Source organism: Uliginosibacterium sangjuense (assembly GCF_059132465.1).
In genome coordinates, this window is the sequence record NZ_CP101132.1 from 124,848 (window position 1) to 142,224 (window position 17,377).

At 67.3% G+C, this 17,377-nt stretch carries 15 protein-coding genes; 9 read left to right on the forward strand and 6 right to left on the reverse strand.

The window, feature by feature from the left end; translation table 11 throughout:
* Positions 1–3 precede the first annotated feature (3 nt).
* Positions 4–378: a YggL 50S ribosome-binding family protein gene (locus NMB43_RS00585; RefSeq protein WP_494350210.1), complete on the reverse strand. Its 375-nt coding sequence runs from the start codon at positions 376–378 to the stop codon at positions 4–6.
* 110 nt (positions 379–488) lie between these two features.
* On the opposite strand from NMB43_RS00585, the gene NMB43_RS00590 reads away from it, so the two are divergent.
* The 4 genes from NMB43_RS00590 to NMB43_RS00605 all read left to right on the forward strand — a co-directional run bounded on the left by NMB43_RS00590 (position 489) and on the right by NMB43_RS00605 (position 4,641).
* Positions 489–2,729, forward strand: coding sequence for an FdhF/YdeP family oxidoreductase (locus tag NMB43_RS00590; RefSeq protein ID WP_494350211.1), 2,241 nt, complete (start codon positions 489–491; stop codon positions 2,727–2,729).
* A complete protein-coding gene (locus NMB43_RS00595; protein ID WP_494350212.1) occupies positions 2,729–2,944 on the forward strand; it encodes a helix-turn-helix domain-containing protein in 216 nt (71 codons plus the stop codon). The genes NMB43_RS00590 and NMB43_RS00595 overlap by 1 nt, the downstream gene beginning before the upstream one ends.
* A complete protein-coding gene (gene fdhD, locus NMB43_RS00600) occupies positions 2,929–3,732 on the forward strand; it encodes a formate dehydrogenase accessory sulfurtransferase FdhD (protein WP_494350213.1) in 804 nt (267 codons plus the stop codon). The genes NMB43_RS00595 and fdhD overlap by 16 nt, the downstream gene beginning before the upstream one ends.
* A gap of 93 nt (positions 3,733–3,825) precedes the next feature.
* Positions 3,826–4,641, forward strand: a complete 816-nt coding sequence (locus tag NMB43_RS00605) for an HDOD domain-containing protein (RefSeq protein ID WP_494350214.1) — start codon at positions 3,826–3,828, stop codon at positions 4,639–4,641.
* On the opposite strand, the gene NMB43_RS00610 is transcribed toward NMB43_RS00605, so the two are convergent.
* Both NMB43_RS00610 and NMB43_RS00615 read right to left on the reverse strand, forming a co-directional pair.
* Entirely contained in the window at positions 4,629–6,836 is a 2,208-nt protein-coding gene (locus NMB43_RS00610; protein WP_494350215.1) for a patatin-like phospholipase family protein, read from the reverse strand. The genes NMB43_RS00605 and NMB43_RS00610 overlap by 13 nt on opposite strands.
* 95 nt (positions 6,837–6,931) lie before the next feature.
* Positions 6,932–7,825: a TIGR02285 family protein gene (locus NMB43_RS00615; protein WP_494350216.1), complete on the reverse strand. Its 894-nt coding sequence runs from the start codon at positions 7,823–7,825 to the stop codon at positions 6,932–6,934.
* Between the two features lie 185 nt (positions 7,826–8,010).
* Here NMB43_RS00615 and NMB43_RS00620 point away from each other — a divergent pair, with 185 nt between their 5' ends.
* The 4 genes from NMB43_RS00620 (at position 8,011) to NMB43_RS00635 (ending at position 12,812) form a co-directional block, all read left to right on the forward strand.
* On the forward strand, positions 8,011–9,918 hold the full coding sequence (locus NMB43_RS00620) for an ABC transporter substrate-binding protein (RefSeq protein WP_494350217.1): 1,908 nt from the start codon (positions 8,011–8,013) through the stop codon (positions 9,916–9,918).
* A gap of 166 nt (positions 9,919–10,084) precedes the next feature.
* Entirely contained in the window at positions 10,085–11,242 is a 1,158-nt protein-coding gene (locus tag NMB43_RS00625; RefSeq protein WP_494350218.1) for an oligogalacturonate lyase family protein, read from the forward strand.
* A 64-nt stretch (positions 11,243–11,306) separates the two neighbouring features.
* Positions 11,307–11,807, forward strand: a complete 501-nt coding sequence (locus tag NMB43_RS00630; RefSeq protein WP_494350219.1) for a GAF domain-containing protein — start codon at positions 11,307–11,309, stop codon at positions 11,805–11,807.
* Between the two features lie 57 nt (positions 11,808–11,864).
* A complete protein-coding gene (locus tag NMB43_RS00635; RefSeq protein WP_494350220.1) occupies positions 11,865–12,812 on the forward strand; it encodes a helix-turn-helix domain-containing protein in 948 nt (315 codons plus the stop codon).
* Here NMB43_RS00635 and trhP read toward each other — a convergent pair whose 3' ends face one another.
* Positions 12,813–14,147, reverse strand: coding sequence for a prephenate-dependent tRNA uridine(34) hydroxylase TrhP (gene trhP / locus NMB43_RS00640; protein ID WP_494350221.1), 1,335 nt, complete (start codon positions 14,145–14,147; stop codon positions 12,813–12,815).
* Positions 14,148–14,341: 194 nt separating this feature from the next.
* On the opposite strand from trhP, the gene NMB43_RS00645 reads away from it, so the two are divergent.
* A complete protein-coding gene (locus NMB43_RS00645) occupies positions 14,342–14,725 on the forward strand; it encodes a hypothetical protein (RefSeq protein WP_494350222.1) in 384 nt (127 codons plus the stop codon).
* Positions 14,726–14,808: 83 nt separating this feature from the next.
* On the opposite strand, the gene NMB43_RS00650 is transcribed toward NMB43_RS00645, so the two are convergent.
* Together NMB43_RS00650 and NMB43_RS00655 are read right to left on the reverse strand one after the other, a co-directional pair.
* The gene (locus tag NMB43_RS00650) at positions 14,809–15,294 is read right to left on the reverse strand and encodes a YbaK/EbsC family protein (protein WP_494350223.1); all 486 of its coding nucleotides are present in this window, start codon (positions 15,292–15,294) and stop codon (positions 14,809–14,811) included.
* Between the two features lie 7 nt (positions 15,295–15,301).
* Positions 15,302–17,257, reverse strand: coding sequence for a PA14 domain-containing protein (locus NMB43_RS00655; protein WP_494350224.1), 1,956 nt, complete (start codon positions 17,255–17,257; stop codon positions 15,302–15,304).
* Positions 17,258–17,377: the final 120 nt, after the last annotated feature.

The window sequence follows — 17,377 nt, forward strand, 5'->3', positions numbered from 1 at the left end:
TGCTCAGAACTTCCAGCCGTACCAGCCGTCGCGCAGCGGACCGGCGCTGGCGCTGGCCACCTCGGCCCGCGCCAGCAGCCAGGCCGTCAGCGCGCTGCGGTCCTCGTCGCTGCAGGAGCCCTTCTGCGCTGACACCAGGCCGTCGGTGCGCTCGATCGGTAGCTTGCCGCCGAAGGCGCCCAGCAGCAGGCCGCGCGCCTCGGCGAAGTCGATGAAGGCGTAGATGAAGTCTTCGTAGCCCGCGTCTTCCATCGGCGTCTTGAAGGCGATCTCCAGCTCGAAGGCCAGTTCCTGGAATTCGCCCACGCGCAGCTTCTTGCGCTGGCGGCGGTTGAGGCGGTGCAGACAGGTCTTGGAGGTGGGTTCAAGGCGCGGCATGGAGGGCTCCGTGGAATGGATGAGGCAGCGCATTCTGCCACGCGTCATGCGGCCTGTTGCCGGCGGCCCGGCGGCGGTCGACAATGCGTCTTCCACCGGGAAGCTGAGCCATGGCAGACAAGCGCATCGAGTACTACCCCAAGCCGGCGGGCGGCTGGGATTCGCTGAAGGCCTCGCTGGCCGCGCTGCGGGCGCAGGGCATCGTGGCCCAGGGCATGCAGACCTTGCGCCATGCCAACCAGCCCGAGGGTTTCGACTGCCCCGGCTGCGCCTGGCCCGACAAGAACCACCACTCCAGCTTCGAGTTCTGTGAAAACGGGGTCAAGGCGGTGGCCGCCGAGGCCACCCGCCATCGCGCCACGCCCGAGTTTTTCGCCGCGCACACGGTCACCGAGCTGGAGCGGCAGGACGATCACACGCTGGAGTCGCACGGCCGCCTGACCGGACCGATGCGTTACGACGTGGCGCAGGACAGGTATGTGCCGATCGCCTGGCGTGACGCCTTCGCCCTGGTCGCCCAGCACCTGAACGCGCTGGCCAGCCCCGACGAAGCGATCTTCTACACCTCGGGGCGCACGTCCAACGAAGCGGCCTTCCTGTACCAGCTCTTCGTGCGCGAGTTCGGCACCAACAACCTGCCGGACTGCTCCAACATGTGCCATGAGCCCTCCGGTGTGGGCATGCGCGAGCAGATCGGGGTGGCCAAGGGTACCGTCACGCTGGACGACTTCGCGCAGGCCGAGGCGCTGTTCATCTTCGGCCAGAACCCTGGCACCAATCACCCGCGCATGCTGGCGGAGTTGCGCGAGGCGGCGCAGCGTGGTTGCCGCATCGTGGTCTTCAACCCGCTGCGCGAACGTGGCCTGGAGCGCTTCGCTGACCCCAAGAACCCGCTCGACATGCTGGCCGGCGGCGAGACGAAGCTGGCCACGCTGTACCTGCAACCGCGCATCGGCGGTGATCTCGCGGTCGCCCTGGGCCTCGCCAAGCGCGTGCTGGAAGAGGGGCGCGAGGATGCCGATTTCATTCGCGGCCACACCCAGGAGTTCGAGGGTTTCCGCGCGGTGGTCCAGGCCACGCCCTGGGCCGCGATCGAGGCCGCGGCCGGGCTGAGCCGCGCGCAGATCGACGCGGCCGCACAGGTGCTGATGGCCAGTCGCGCGACGATCTGCACCTGGGGCATGGGAATCACCCAGCACAAGCATGCGGTGGCGACGATCCAGATGATCGTGAATGTGCTGCTGCTGACCGGCAACATCGGCAAACCCGGCGCGGGCGCCTGCCCGGTGCGCGGGCACTCCAACGTGCAGGGCGACCGCACGATGGGCATCTATGAGAAGCCCGCGCCGGCCTTCCTCGACAAGCTGGGCCAGGCCTTCGCCTTCGAGCCGCCGCGTGCGCATGGCTACGACGCGGTGGAGGCCATCCAGGCCATGCAGCGGGGCAAGGCCAGGGTCTTCTTCGCCCTGGGCGGCAACTTCGCCGCCGCCACGCCGGACACCGAGGCCACCTGGGCCGCACTGCGCCGCTGCGCGCTGACGGTGCACGTGACGACCAAGCTCAACCGTTCGCACCTGGTCCATGGCAAGGAGGCCTTGATCCTGCCCTGCCTGGGCCGCACCGAGATCGACCTGCAGGCGACGGGGCCGCAGGGCGTCACGGTGGAAGATTCCATGAGCATGGTGCATCTGTCCTTCGGCATGAACGAACCGGCCTCGCCGCACTTGATGTCGGAGCCCGCCATCGTGGCGCACCTGGCGGCGGCCACGCTGGCGCACAGCAAGACACCGTGGCTGTGGCTGGTGGAGGACTATGCGCGCATCCGTGACCGCATCGCCGAGGTCGTCGATGGGTTTGCCGATTTCAACGCGCGGGTGCAGCAGCCGGGCGGCTTCTACCTTGGCAACAGCGCGCGTGATCGGCGCTGGGTCACCCCCTCGGGCCGCGCCCAGTTCATGGCCCACGGCCTGCCGGCTGGCGACAGCGTGGATGCACCTTTCCGCCTGATGACGATCCGCAGCCACGACCAGTACAACACCACGGTGTACGGGCTGGACGACCGCTACCGCGGCGTCTACGGCCACCGCCGGGTGTGCTTCATCCACCGCGAGGACCTCGCCATGCTGGGCTTCCAGGCCGGCCAGTGGGTGGACATCACCAGCCACTGGCATGACGGCGAGCGTCGCGTCAGCCGCTTCCTCCTGGTGGAGTACGACATCCCGCGCGGCTGCCTGGCGAGCTACTTTCCCGAGACCAACCCGCTGGTGCCCTTGGGCGCCTTTGCCGACCGCGCCGGCACGCCCGCCTCCAAGTCGATCCCGGTGCGCCTGAGCCTGAGCGCGCAGCCGTGATGGACGACCCCGCCCTGGCCTTGCTGAGCGCACTGGCGCGGGACGACGGGGCGCCGCTGGCACGCCTGCGCAAGCACTGCGGCCTGCCGATGAGCCGCCTGCTGCGCGCGGCCAGCGAGCTGGTCGCCCTGGAGCTGGCCCGGCGCGACGCGTGCCAGGGCCGCGACTGCCTGCACCTGACCGACAAGGGGCGCCTGCTGTGCCGGAACGATTGAGCGACCGGGCCATCCTCGATTGGCCGGCCACCCGCCTCGACGCGCAGGGTGCGCGTGCCATCGCCGAGCGGGTGGCCGAAGAGGTGCCGGTGGCGATGGTCTACAACGGCATCTCGCACGCCGTGATGATGGCCAGCCCCTGTGATCTGGAGGACTTCGCGCTGGGCTTCTCGCTGACCGAGGGCATCCTGCAAGCCCCCGCCGAGCTGCTGGAGATCGAGTTGCAGGAGGATGCCCATGGCATCTGCATCGAGATGCGCATCATCGAGCGGCGCATGGAGGCGCTGCGCCACACGCGGCGCAACCTGACCGGGCGCACCGGCTGCGGTCTGTGCGGGGCTGACACCCTGGCCGGCGCGATCCGCCCGGTGCCACGGGTGACGCGCGAGCTCAGGGTTGCCCCGCGCGCCATCCAGGAGGGTTTTGCGCGCATGGCGGCGCAGCAGGCGCTCAACCGCGAGAGCGGCGCGGTGCATGCGGCGGCGCTGGTGAGCGGCGCGAGCTGCCTGGTGCGCGAGGACATCGGCCGCCATAACGCGCTCGACAAGCTGATCGGCGCCGCTGTGCGCGCGGGTGAGCCCGGCGGCTTCCTGCTGATCAGTTCGCGCGCCTCCTACGAAATGGTGCACAAGGCGGCGGTGGCGGGCATCCCGCTGCTTGCCGCGATCTCCGCCCCTTCGGCGCTGGCCCTGCGCCTGGCGCAGGAGGCGGGTATCACGCTGATCGGCTTTGCGCGGCGCGAGGGCATGACCTGCTACGTGCAGGGCCGCGCCACCTTGGGCGACTGAGCCTGCGGGCAATCCGCAATACGTGTGCTGGCCAGGCTTGCCGTAGGTAGACGGAGGTGGGCATAGACCCGCCACCTGCTCGCGGAGACAAGCATGAGCCCCACCGACAAGCTGTTGGCGGCTGCGGCGCATCTGCCCAGCCTGCCCGACATCGTGCAGCAGATGATCGCCTCGCTGGCCGACCCCGAGGTCGAGCTGGCGACCCTGGTCGGCCCCCTCGCTCACGACCCGGCGCTGACGGCGCGCGTGCTGCGCCTGGCCAACTCCCCCTTCTACGGCGCCAGCCGGCGCATCGGCAGCGTGGCGGAAGCGGTGACCCTGATCGGCCTCGACCCGCTGCGCAACGTGGTGATCGCCTGCGGTCTGACAGGTGCCTTTGCCGGCGTGCGAGGCGTCGACCTGGGGGCTTTCTGGGACCATGCCGCCCTCTGCGCCGGCCTGGCGCGACGCCTGGCGCGGCGCGTGCGCCTCCCGGCCGAACTGGCCTACAGCGCCGGCCTGATGCACCGCATTGGCCACCTCCTGATCCACCAGGCCCTGCCCGAGCAGGCGCTGGCCCTGGCGCGCGCCGCTGCGGGGCAGGACGAGCAGCAGTGCGCGGCGCAGGAGCGCGCTGCCCTGGGGCTGGACCACTGTGCCCTGGGCGGCGAGCTGGCGCGCCGCTGGAACTTCCCCGAGGACATCCAGAACGCCTTGCAGTGGCAGCTTGCGCCGCTGGACGACCTGGCCTCGCCTTGCGCGCTGGTGGTGGGGACGGCGCGGCGACTCAATGACGCGGTGGCGCGCGGCGAGGCGCAGGCAGCGATCCTCGCCGCCCTGCCACCCGCCCTGTTGCGTCGCCTGGCCTTGCCGGCCGAGGCCCTGGCCGACGAGTTGGCCTGGTGCCACGAGATGGCTCAGGGCGCGTAGCCGAGGTAGAGGTAGCCGCCGAAGTTGGCGCCCTTGTAGTTGGACCAGCCGGCGCCGAGGTAGAGCGGCCCCATGAAGGTATCCACCCCGACCCACAGCGAGGCCGAGGGAATCAGCGGCGTGGCCTCGCCATTGAGCAGTTGCTTGTAGACGCGGCCCAGTTCCAGCGAGGTGCCGAGGTAGGTGCCGCTGCCCAGGGTCGGCATGAAGGGCGCGATCTGCTTGTAGGCCATGAGGCGCCCGAAGGCGCTGGTCTGCCCCAGCAAGCGGTTGGTCTGCAGGCCGGACAACTGGAGGAAGCCGCCGAGCTGGCCGAGGTCCGACAGGCCGGCGCCCTGCGTGGTCGTGTACTGCAGCGAACCGCGCCAGGTGGTGACGCCGATGGTCTGGGCATAGTCGGCCGTGGCGTTCAGTTCGCGTTGCTTGCCGCGTTCGCTGCCGCTGCCTTCCGCGTCGCCGATGCGGTAGCGCGTGCCGAAGTGATAGCCATGGCGCGGGAAGCGCGGGTTGTCGAGCTGGTCGACGACCAGCAGCGCGCGCAGGCCCTTGTCGCGTACCTTGTCGCGGTTGCCGGCGCCGAGGCCGGTTTCGATGCCAGTGCTGACCGAGCGCGTGTACCCGCCCAGGCGCATCTCGCCATAGCGGCCCAGGGAATAGCCGAAATCCAGTCCGCCTTCGCGGCTGTCCAGACTGATGTCCCACAGGTGGCGGCTGTCGTCGTCATAGATCGGCTGGTCGCGCGTGGTCAGCGTGATGTTGGGAGCGACGAACCAGGGGCTCAGCCCCAGGGGCTGGTAGAACTCGCTGGACAGTTCGCTATCTGAGCCGACCCGCAGGTCGTTGCGCCACTGCCCGCCCCAGGTGTTGAGCCAGGTCATCTGGAAATTTCCGAGCAGCGCAATCTCGGATGTGCGATAGGAGTCGAAACTGATCTCGGTGCCGAAGCGCAGGTAGTTGGGGCCGACGCTACGGGTCAGCGGCATCACGGTGGCCACGCGCTGGCCGCCTTCCTCGCGCAGGAAGTAGTTGATGCGGTCGTAGTCGCCGGTGGCGTGCAGTGCGTCCAGGCGCTCCAGCAACTCCGTCTGGCTCTCGGGTGGACGCGGCTGTTCGACTTTCTCGCGCACCTGCTCGAGGGGCACGAAGCCGCTGCCGGCCACCTCGATCCGGTCGTAGCCGGCGGGCTTCTTGGCCAGAAACACCCCCAGCCCGGTCTGCCAGCGCGCGTAGCTGTCCGCATCGATCGACAGGCTGCGCAGGCGTTCGAGCGTCTGCGCGTCGAGCTTGCGCCCTTGGGCGATGATCTTCGGCGCCTCGGCAAAGCTGGCCGGCGTGTAACCGCTGAGGTCGGGGGTGATCAGGATGTCCTGCGGGCCCAGCAGCTTGCGCTGCTCGATCACGTTGCGTCCGGTGGCCACGTTCATGGCCTGCGCTGCGATGTCGAGCAGGGAATGGATCTCGTTGGCCTTGAGCGTGGGCGTGCCGACGTCCACCGCGATCACGATGTCGGCGCACTTGCCCTTGATCTCCTCCACCGGCAGGTTGCGCACGAACATGCCATCAACATAGAGCTGACCGTCCAGCTCAACCAGGTCGAAGGCGCCCGGCACCGCCATGCTGGCGCGCATGGCGGTGGCCAGGTCGCCGCTGTCAAAGACCTTGATGTCGCCGCTGACGAGATTGGTAGCGACGGCCTGGAAGGGGATGGGCAGTTCCTGGAAGGACTTGAGGTAGGTGTCCTGGGTCAGCTCGCGCAGGAAGCGGTCGATGTTCTGCGAGCCGACCACGCTGCGTGGCAGGTGCACCCCTTCCCCATTGACGCCCAGGGTGACGGCGGAGAGGTTCTTGTAATCGTTGATCTTCGCCTGGAAGGGCAGTTTGCGTCGATCCGGGCTGCCGCTGAGCATGACGTTCCAGTCGGTCTGCTCGACCTTGGCAATGATCTCGGTCAGGGGCTGGCCGGTGGCGTAGCTGCCGCCCACCAGGGCGCCGGCGCTGGTGCCGGCGATGCAACTGATCGGGATGCGCAGCTTCTCCAGCTCCTCCAGCACGCCCAGGTGGGCCAGCCCGCGCGCGCCACCGCCGCCTAGCACGAGGCCCACGCGCGGCGGCTTGGGCGGCGTCTGGGCGAGGGCGGGCAGGGTCAGCAGGGTGGCGCCGAGCAGGCACAGGATGCGGCGGCTCATGCGGGTCATCGTGGTCTCCGTGTCACGCGCAGGCGGAGTCGTCTGCCTGCTGGGATTACAGGAACATACCTGCGCAGCGTGTCCGCTGCCAGCGCGGCACGGTGTCAGCGGCGCAGGTTCGGGTTGATTTCGCGCAGCTCGGCGGCCTGGCGCTTCTGGTCTTCGGGGTCACGAGCCGGGATACGGAACGCCGGGTCGTCCCAATGGCGACGCAGGAGAGTATTGATCCGTGTGATGAAGCGCTCACCCCAGGCGGACTGTGGGGCAGTGATGTAGAGCGGGATGTAGCGTGGTTGTCCTTCTATGGGCAGGACCTCGGCCGCCTCGTCACCGCTGCCCGGATTGGCGGCCCGGAACTGTGCCTGCTCGAAGCCGTAGGCAATTGCGTAGTCCAACCGACCCAGCTTCATCTGCTGGACGATCCCGGAGAACAAGGCTTCACTTGCCGTGCGGCGGATGATCGCCGGATGGTTCGGGCGCTGGGCCAGGACTTCGTCGATCGCTTGCCCGTAGGAGCGGCTCGCGCTCAAGCCGAGCTGTAGCCCGCTGCGGTCGATCACTTCACCCAGACGCAACTCTCCGCGTTCGTTGAGGAAGGGCCGTAGCGTGCTGAGATGTTTGCGCAGCACGACCACACGGGGTGGCATGGTGGTCAGGAAGGGCTCGGAGAACAACATGAAACGCTCACGTTCGGCGTTCTTCTGCAGACCGGCACACACGACGTGTTCGCGCTTGCGCATCTCCTCATGCAGACGTGCGATGTTGGAGAGCTGGAAACGATGCTGGTACTCCGGCAGCTTGCGCTGGAGGAACACTGCCATGCGATCCACCATGCCCTGGCCCGCTTGCGGTCCGCTCGCAACATAGAGCGGCGGCAGGTCGAAGCTGCACCAGGTCACCAGCTTGTCCGACAGGCTCTGCGCCATGGCTGTGCTGCTGGCCAGGAGTAGCCAGACCAGGCACAGGCGGAGGATGCGGGCAGGGGAGAGGCGCGACATCGGGGGCGGCCGGGCGGCAGGGTGAGGGTCGGGATGGGGCCAAGCTTAGCAGTGAACATGCAGTCGGCGCAGCGCATGTCGTAAACGTACAAGACAGGGCGTGCCTGCCGCGTCACCATGAATTCACAAGGTGGTGTGCAACGTGCCGTACAGGCCTGCCCAGCCACTGAGTTCGAGGAGACAGCATGAGACTGACGCAGGCGGCATTGGCCGCATTCCTGTGCCTGGGCGGAGCGGCTGCAGCAACAGCCGCTCCCGCGTGGAAACAAGCCCCGTCGCTGGACGCCGCGGTCAAGGCTGGCAAGCTGCCGCCGGTGGCGCAGCGCCTGCCGGAGCAGCCGGAGGTGATCACCCCGGTGCAGCGCAACGGCCAGTATGGCGGCGCGTTGCGCACTGCGCTGCGCGGCAATGCCGACTACCACGCCATCCTGCGCATCAATGGCAACCAGGGCCTGACGCGCTGGGCGCTCGATTTCAACAGCGTGCAGCCCAACGTGGCCGAGCGCTGGACGGTGAACGCCGACGCCAGTGAATACGTGTTCCATCTGCGGCGCGGCATGAAGTGGTCCGATGGCACGCCCTTCACTGCCGACGACGTGCTGTTCTCGATGCACGACCTGCTCGGCCACAAGCAGTTCTTCACCAACACGCCGGACACCTTCGTGGTGCGCGACAAGCCGGCCGAGGTCACCAAGCTCGACGACCACACGGTGCGCTTCAAGTTCGCCGGCAGCTACGTGAGCTTCCCCGAGGCGCTGGCCGCCCCGCTGGGCCAGTACCCGGTGCTGTGGCAGAAGAAGTACTGCAGCCAGTTCCACCCCAAGTACAACCCCAAGCTCGACCAGTTGATGAGCGAGATGAAGGTCAAGGACTGGGGCACCCTGATGCGCATGAAGTGCGGCGACATCGAGGTGGTCACGCGCTGGGGCAACCCGGAGAAGCCGACGCTCGACCCGTGGGTCATCGAAAAGCCCTACGGCGGCAGCGCGACTCAGGTGGTCCTGCAGCGCAACCCGTATTTCTGGCAGGTGGACAAGGCGGGCCAGCAGCTGCCCTACCTCGATACCTTGCAGATGTTCGTGATCTCGGAAGTGGAAACCATCGTGCTCGCCGCCATCAACGGTCAGCTCGACTTCCAGCATCGCCACATCTTCCCGATCCAGAACCGTCCGCTGCTGCTCGAGAATGCCAAGAAGGGCAATTACTCCCTGATGAGCCTGCAGTCGATCAACGCCAACTCGGTCGGCTACTACTGGAACTTCACGACGAAGAAGGAAGCGCTGCGCAAGCTGATCCGCAGCAAGGAATTCCGCGTCGCCCTGTCGCTCGCCACCGACCGCAAGGAGATCAACGACATCGTCTACATGGGCCAGGGCCAGCCCTGGCAGGTGGCGCCGGTCAAGGAATCCAAGTGGTTCAACGAGAAGTTCGGCACCCAGTACCTGCAGTACGACCCGAAGCAGGCCAACGAGCTGCTCGACAAGCTGGGCCTGACCCAGCGTGACGCCGCAGGTTATCGCGTGATGGCGGATGGCAAGCGCCTGGCCATCGACACCATCGTGGCGATCCAGTTGCAACAGCAGATCGAGGCCCTGGAGCTGATGCGCAAGCAATGGCAGAAGGTCGGTGTCGAGCTGGTGATCCAGTCGGCCGAGCGCTCGCTGACCTTCGACCGTGGCAACGGTAACGACTATGACGCCAGCGTGGATGCTGCGCCCGGCGGCATGGACGCGACGCAGAGCCCGCGTCCCTACCTCGCGGTGCACGTCGAATCGCGGCAGAGCCCGCTGTGGGTCAGGTGGTACCAGTCCAATGGCAAGCAGGGTGAGGAACCCTCGCCCTCGATGAAGAAGCGCCTCGATCTGTACGAGCAGTGGCGCGCTGCCGCCAGCACGGCCGAGGCCGACAAGCTGTACCGCGAGATCCTCGCGCTGGCCGCCGACGAGTTCGAGGTGCTGGGCATCGTGCGCCCGCCGCGCGACAACGCGATCCGCCGCGCCAGCCTGTCGAATGTGTATGAGGCCATGCCGGCTGGCTGGGTGTACCCGACGCCGGGTCCCTCGCTGCCGCAGCAGTGGTTCTACGCGAAGTGATGGGTGACCGCGCGGCCCAGGGCCTCGCGGACACCAGGGTTTGATTGGGACGTAGCGGCTTTGTCGTGATGCTGCTCGACCTCTTGGGAGCGCTGGCGGTCTGACCCGGCCGTCAGCGCACTTTTTTGTACTGGTTTTGTACTGGTTGTATCGGCAGGAGTGGTGTGTGGCAAAGGGCGATCTGGTTTCACTGCGTTTCTTCGAGTTCCGTGACCCCGCGACGGGGGTGCGCGTCACTCGACTCACCCCGCGTGACGTCACCTGCCACCGTAACTACTTCTACCAGAAGTGCTTCACCAACGACGGCGAACACCTGCTGTTCGGCGCCTGGTTCGACAACGACTGGAACTGCTACCTGCTGGACCTCAAGCGCCAGCAGGCACGCCAGCTCACCGAGGGGCGCGGCGACAACACCTTCGGCTGCTTCCTGTCGCCCGACGACCAGTACCTCTACTACGTGAAGGGCGGGCGCGAGCTGCGCCGGGTGCGCCTCGACACCCTGGCCGAAGAGATCGTCTACACCGTGGCCACCGGCTTCAAGGGCTATGGCACCTGGGTCGCCAACTCGGCCTGCACCAAGATGGTCGGCATCGAGGTCGCGGCCAACGAGTTGATGGCGCTGGCCACCTGGGAAGAGTTCCGCGAGCAATACCTGCGCAACCCCTTCTGCCGCCTGATCAGCATCGACATCGAGAGCGGCATGAGCCACGTGCTGCTGGAGCAGAAGCGGTGGACCGGCCACCCCATCTACCGCCCCTTCGACGACCGCACCGTGGCCTATTGCCACGAGGGCCCGCTGGACCTGGTCGAGACCCGCATGTGGCTGGTCGACGAGGACGGCTCGAACAAGCGCCCGGTCAAGCAGCAGGAGCCGGGCGAGCGCTGCACCCACGAGTTCTGGGTGCCGGACGGCTCGAAGATGATGTACGTCTCCTACCTCAACCGCGACGGCCACGACCGCTGGATCTGCACCGCCGATCCGGTGACGCTGGAGAACGAGGTCATCATGCCGATGCCGGCCTGCTCGCACCTGATGAGCAATTTCGACGGCAGCCTCGCCGTGGCCGACGGCTCCGGCACGCCACAGGACATGGCGTCCACCGAAGGCTTCCAGCGCGAGAACGACCCCTTCATCTACCTGTTCGACCTCAAGGCGCGCACCACCGCCAAGGTCTGCCAGCACAACTCATCGTGGCGCGAGTACCGCGAGAACCGACAGGTCACGCATCCGCACCCTGCCTTCACGCCGGACGAGAAGCAGGTGCTGTTCACCTCCGACTTCGAGGGCGAGCCCGCGCTGTACCTCGCCGAGCTGCCGCGCTGAAGCGCCTCTCGGCAAGCGGCGCCGGGGGTTCTATGCTTGAGCCATCTCCCGGAGGGCGATGGGCATGGGCACGATGACCGACGACACCTGGCTGGCCGCGCAGTCACTGCGCCTTGCCGAACTGACTGCCGACTACCGGGGCGCGCGCTTTCTGCAGGCGCTGCTGCTGGGACTCACCCGGCTGTTGCAGGCGCGTTTCGCGATGGTGGTGCTGCGTCACGGCGCTCAGGGTCAGGTCATTGCCCTGGCAGACGGCGAGGACATGCAGCGCCCCTACCGCTACACGCTCGACCGCCTGCCCTGCCGCACGGTGCTCGACGGCGAGCCGGTGGCCATGCACTGCAACGTGATGGAGTTCTTCCCGGGTGCCACCGAGATCGAGGCCTATGTGGGCCATCCCCTGCGTGATCGCGACGATCAGGTCATCGGCTTGCTGGCCGTCTACCACACCGACAGCCTGGCGCACACGCCCGAGATCGCCCGTCTCCTGCGCACCCTGGCCGGCCGCGTGGCCGCCGAGATCGAGGCCGAGCCGGCACTGCGCAACTTTGCGCAGTTGGCCTGAGCTCTCTGTTGCGCCGCCGCTTGCCGCGCGCCGAGGTGCTCGCACTACAATGCGGCGATGCAGTCTGCCCTGAGTTTCTCCTTCGATCAGCACGGCATGCATAGTTGCCTGGGCAACTGTGCGTGGCAGCGCTTCACGCCTACGCAGCGACTGAGCCTGTTCGTGGACAACTTCCAGATCATGGGCATCAGCAGTGCCGGGGAGTTGCCGCGTGTGCTGCCGGGCAGCGGCGCCCTGCTGTGCATCCCGCTGGGGGCTCCACTGCAGGTGCAGAACCTGCACGCCGGGCAGGCCGCGCGGTTCGCGACGCCCTTCCTCGTGGTCAATCGCCATGCGGTGCTGGACATTCATAGCCCGGCCGCGGCCGAGCTGGTGGTCGTGACCTTCCGCCCGGGCCGCCTGCGCTATCTGGTGCCGGCCAGCTTCGCCGAACTGCAGGATCGCCTGACCGTGGCCAGCGAGCTGTGGGGCAACGGCCAGATGGCCTGCCTGCAGGAGCGGCTGAGCCTGACGGACACGCCCGAGCAGCGCGTGGCGCTGCTGGAGCGTTTCTTCGAGTCCTGCCTGCCGGGCCGCTGCGACGCTCGTTTGGACGTGCTGCAGGACTGCCTGTACCTCGCACCGGACACCCGCATCAGCCAGCTTGCGGCGGAGGGCGGCTGGAGCCTGCGCCACTTTGAGCGCCTGTTCACCCAGGCCTATGGTGTGACGCCCAAGTACTTCGCGCGCGTCGCCCGCCTCCAGCAGGTGGCGCGCAACCTGGCCCTGGGCACCAGCCCCAACGTGGCTGGCGCGGTCATGGACGCGGGCTTCTATGACCAGCCACATTTCATCCACGAGTTGCAGCGACTCTCTGGCCTGCGCCCGGTGGAGTTCGCGCGCGGCCTGCGCGAGCGGCCGCATTTCTACAACCCGCAGGCCATCCCGGGCTACCGCCGCATGCTGCGCCGGGCCGTCGGCGAATCGCGCCTGGCTGCGCTCAACAGCCGCCTGCTGCAGGCCTGATCAGGCACAACTGCCACAGCCTCCACTGCCACAGGCGGTGGCCGTTTCCATTGCCGGCTCGGGTGCGTCCGTGGGCGTCAGGAAGCGCGTGACGAAGGCACCCAGGCTGTCGACGGGCAGTGCCAGCCACACGCGATGCCCGTTGCCCGGGGCGACCGTGATGGGCGTGCCATCGGCCTTGAACATGGCGTCCACGCGCAGGCTGCGGTTGCCGGTGGGCTGCACCAGCTCCAGGCGGTCGCCGACGGCGAAGCGGTTCTTCACCTCCACCTCGGCCAGCCCGCGTGTCGCGTCGTACTGCACGACGTCGCCGACGTACAGGCTGCGGCTCGATTCCGAGCTGCCGCGCAGGTAGTTCTGGTGCGCCGCGGCGTCCTGATGGCGGTCGAAGAAGCCGCCGGTGTAGCCGCGATTGGCCAGCCCGTCGAGCGAGTCGATCAGGGCAGGGTCGAGCGCGCAGCCCGCCACCGCCGCGTCGATGGCCGCGCGATAGGCCTGGGCCACGCGCGCCACGTAGTAGGGGCTCTTGGTGCGGCCCTCGATCTTCAGCGAGTCGACGCCGATCTCCACCAGGCGCTGCACATGCTCGATGGCGCGCAGGTCCTTGCTGTTGAGGATGTAGGTGCCGTGTTCGTCCTCCTCGATCAGGTTGTAGCTGCCCTGGCGGCGCTCGCGCTCCTCGATCAGGTACACGTCACCGCTGGCGTCGGTGCGGCCTTCGTGGACCTTGAAATCCCAGCGACAGGAATTGGTGCAACTGCCCTGGTTGGGATCGCGATGGTTGAAGTAACCGGACAGCAGGCAACGCCCCGAGTAGGCGATGCACAGCGCGCCATGCACGAAGACTTCCAGCTCGGTGTCGGGGCAGGCCTGGCGGATGTCGGCAATCTCCTCCAGTGACAGTTCGCGCGACAGAATCACGCGTGATACGCCATTGCGCGCCCAGAACTTCACCGCCGCCGCGTTGACCGTGTTGGCCTGCACCGAGAGGTGGATGGCCTGCTCCGGCCAGGTCTCGCGCACCATCATCATCAGGCCGGGGTCGGACATGATCAGCGCATCGGGTTGCAGCGCGATCACCGGCGCCATGTCGCGGAGATAGGTCTTGAGCTTGGCGCCGTGCGGATAGATGTTGGAGACGAGGTAGAACTGGCCGCCGGCCGCGTGCACGCGATCAATGCCGGTTTTGAGTACCTCCAGGTCGCCGAAGTCGTTGTTGCGCACGCGCAGGCTGTAGCGCGGCTGACCCGCGTAGATCGCGTTGGCGCCATAGGCCAGCGCGGTGTCGAGCATGGCCAGGCTGCCGGCCGGGGCGAGGAGTTCAGGGGTTTTCATGGGGCTCTCTGGGGGCGGCGACCTGAGGGTCGCGTGTTGGGGCGCCATTATCTCCCTGCGCTTGTCGGAGCGGACGGATGTCACGGACTGTTGCAGGAAACCGGGCGACCCATGCGGCGGCCGTGTCGTAGTTCCTGCTGCGGGTATACCCCTGCTCCTATCATGGCTTCCCGTTCGCAAGCTTGCCCGCCACGATGAGTGCCACGACCCAGCCCAAGGCTGTTGATTTCACCAAGACCTCCCTGCATCTCCTCGAACTGATCGACGAGACCGAGCAGCAGGAGTTGGCGGCCCACGCCGTGCAGGCCGAGGCGCAGGAGGCGCTGCCAGCCCAGTTGTCGCTGGCTGGGGTGGCCCCCAAGGCCTTGCTGAGCGGCTGGTGGGTGGCCGAACACGAGGCGGACGGCCTCATGGGGGCAACGATCTGCACGCCGCAGGGCAAGACCAACGAGGTGATCGGCTACGACCCGCGCAGCCGGCGCATCCTGACCAAGAGTCTCAGCGTGTACGAACTGGGCCTGCCCCAGGCGAACTTTGCAGCGCACGGGCGGCAGTTCCTGCGCCAGATTGGCTGGTGAGGGCTCGAACGGGCGCGTCAGCGCAGGGCGTCGGGCGTCACGGCTGAGGCCGTGCTTGCTGTCGCAGCCATCGCCCAGCAGATTCAGTCGACGCGGATGTCGGACCACTCCGCCCCGCACAGCGCGGCTAATTGCGCCGGCGTGAGCGGAAACACCGAGAAGGGTGTGCCGGCCGCCGCCCAGACCGTAGCGAAGCGCTGCAGGTCCTGGTCCAGCAACAAAGTCACCGGACCGGCATGGCCCAGTGGGGCGACCCCGCCGATGGCGTAGCCGGTCGCTTCGCGCACGAAGTCGGCATCGGCCCGCGCCAGCTTCTCACCCACCAGGGCGGCCACCTTCTTTTCGCTGACGCGGTTGTCGCCGCTGGCCACCACCACGATGGCCGCGCCGCTCTGCGCTCCCTTGAACACGATGGACTTGGCGATCTCCGCCACCGTGCAGCCGATGGCCTCGGCCGCCTCGGCCGCGCTGCGCGTGGGCTGATCGAACTCCACCACCTGCCCCGGCAGCCCCGCGGCCCTCAGCAGTTCGGCGGTACGCAGGGCGGTCGGGTGGGTGGCGGGATGCATGGTGGGCTCAGTTCGCGGCGGGCAGATGGAAGCGAATGTTATCGTCATCCTCGCCGATCAACCTGCCCTGGCCGCGCCGCGTGTTGTACTCGTAGGGCGAAGCCGGCGGCTGGCTCGGGTCGATGCGGCGGTAGTAACCGACCAGGCCGCTGAACACGCCATTGTCGAAGTAGCGCACCTGCATCTTGTGCCGCCCGGCCTTGAGGAAGGTGGTGGCGCGGGTCTGGAACTCGTCCATCTTCTTGAGCCCGTCGTGGCCCATCACGCGCTGGCCGTCGATGAGCACCTCATAGCCATCGTCGGCGTAGAAGGTCAGCATGTAGATACCTTCCTTGAGCACCTCCAGCTCGGTCTCGGCGGTCATGTAGAAGGTGTCGACGAAGGGCAGGTCGCCCAGCGAGATATGGGTGAGGCTCTCCGACTCGGTGAAGCGCAGCTTGTCGACGATGATGTTCTGGGTGAGCGTCACCTTCTTCGGCTGGCTGAAGCTCATGATCTCCCCATCGTTCTGCTCGATCGTCACGCGGATCTTCTGCTCGATGAAGTGCGTGCGCACCGCCTGCCAGCCATAGTGCGCCGCGGTGGCGAGCAGCACCACGCCAACATAGGCGAGGATGCTGCGGCGATAGGCCTGGTAGTGGCGCAGCACGCTGGCCAGGGCCAGCGCCGCCAGCACGTAGACGCTGTACGAGAAGTTCAGGAAGTACTGGTGGGTGATCGTGAAGAAGAACAGCGAGGCGCTGCACAGGCCGAAGATGCTGCCGAACAGCAGTACGTCGGCGCGGCGCAGCGAGCGCTCGCGCCAGCCGATCCAGGCCAGGCCGCTGAACACCAGCATGAAGAAGCTGAGGTAGCGGAAGGGATCGAACAACTGGTCGAAGCCCCACACGCTGGGCACCGCCGGGAACAGGTTGTCGAAGAAGAGCTGGCGGTAGTCCTTGAGGTGATCCCAGTACAGCCCGGGATGCGCGGCGAGGATCTTCTTGCCCTCCTCGAAGAAGCGCTCCGAGGCGTAGATCGGGATGTTGGTCGTGACCGTGCCGTACTCCGGATTGCCGGCCACCGACGAGGGCACGAAGATGTAGGTGATGCCGTCGTAGCTGCTGACGATCTTGTGTGATTGCGCCTGGCCGAGGAAGAAGTTGTAGCCGGCGTGCGCCGTCATGCCGCGCAACTGGCCGTGCGAGATGCGATTGTTCTCGGCCAGGATGGTGAAGATGAAGGCCAGGAAGGCGGCCGAGAACGCCGCCGTGCGCAGCACGCGCGGCCACAGCGCGGGCCACCACTGGCGCCACTCGCTGGGCCGCCAGCAATGCCCGGCGAACAAGATGTACAGCGCCAGCGGCGCGGCCAGCAGGCCGTTGGATGGGCGCACGCCGACCGCGAAGGCCAGCAGCAGGCCGCTCCAGGCCACGTGATAGCTGTCGCGGTAGCGGTACATGAGCCAGATCGCGCAGATGATCAGCGGCACCGCGAAGGGTTCGCCCAGAACGAAAGTGTTGAAGTACAGGCGCGGATAGGAGAAGGCATAGACGCCAGCCAGCCACAGTGCGCCGCGTCGGTTGCCCAGCACCTGTTGGCCGATGCCGTAAAGGGCGAAGCTGCCCAGCGCGCACACCAGGATGTTGACGCTGAGGATCGCTTCGAGGAACCAGCCGTTGAGGTGGAAGTAGTTCAACCACGCGAACAGCATGGCGATGACGCGCGGATAGAAGGGTGCGTTGGAGACCCAGGTGTTGGGGTCCATCTCATCGCCGTTGAAGATCTGCTGGGCACGTTCCCAGTAGCCGTGCATGTCGCTGGTCAGGTACTGCTGGTACTGCGAGCCCTGGAACACCAGCACGAAGTTCAGCACGGTGCTGAGCAGCACGATCGCCCAGATGGCGAAATGCGGATGCTGCAGGATGCGCTGCCAGGCACTGGGTACCGGGGTGGGCGCGGCTTCTTGCGTCGTTGTCTCCATGATCCTTCCTCGTCGACCCGCTCGCCGGCGGGCGTCCTTATGATGTGCGGCGAGGGTAGCCGACCCTCCGCAAGGGCAGCAAGGGCCGCCCGGCGGAGGCCGTCCGGCCCCGTCGGAGGC